A 536-nucleotide genomic window follows, 5' to 3' on the forward strand; every position below is an offset into this window, starting at 1 on the left:
TGTACTGCATTGTCTAGTATGCAGCCAGCATCCGACTCACTCGCCTCACATCGACAGCTCGTCCAGCGGGTCTATCTCTCGCTCGCGTCGTCTGCGCCCGGTCTTGCCGCTGCCGAATAGTCGCCAGAGCGAAGGCGCGGCCGCCGGCTCATAGTCGGTGGACCGCTCATCCGGCGCCAGCAGGATGCCGAGCTGATGATGCTCGCCGGCATACCTTGCCCGCTGCAGGAACTTGCTCTCGCCCTCGAGGTTGAGCACCTCCAGCTTGCAGAAGGCCGCGCCGCCCTCGCTCAGCGCCTCATGAAGCTCTGCGCCGTTGCGGACGCGGGCGCCGTTGACCTTGACGATCATCTCCCCAACCGCGATCCCGAGTTCCGCCGCCGGACTGCCGGGCACGACTGCCAGCACGCGCAGGCCGGGGCCGTCGTGGACGTAGTACGGACTGCGCAACGATTCGCGCCACGAGGCGAGCAAGCCCATTCCCTCGTGCAGCAGCAACGCAGCCAGCGCAGCAGGCACCGTCAGCGGCGGCCACC

At 67.4% G+C, this 536-nt stretch carries 1 protein-coding gene; it reads right to left on the reverse strand.

Annotation, left to right across the window (positions count from 1 at the left end):
• Positions 1-45 precede the first annotated feature (45 nt).
• The coding region (locus tag PA598K_RS31695) for a PDZ domain-containing protein (RefSeq protein WP_148092018.1) at positions 46-536 on the reverse strand (491 nt) is incomplete at its 5' end.

It is taken from the genome of Paenibacillus sp. 598K (assembly GCF_003851045.1).
Classification (GTDB): domain Bacteria; phylum Bacillota; class Bacilli; order Paenibacillales; family Paenibacillaceae; genus Paenibacillus_D.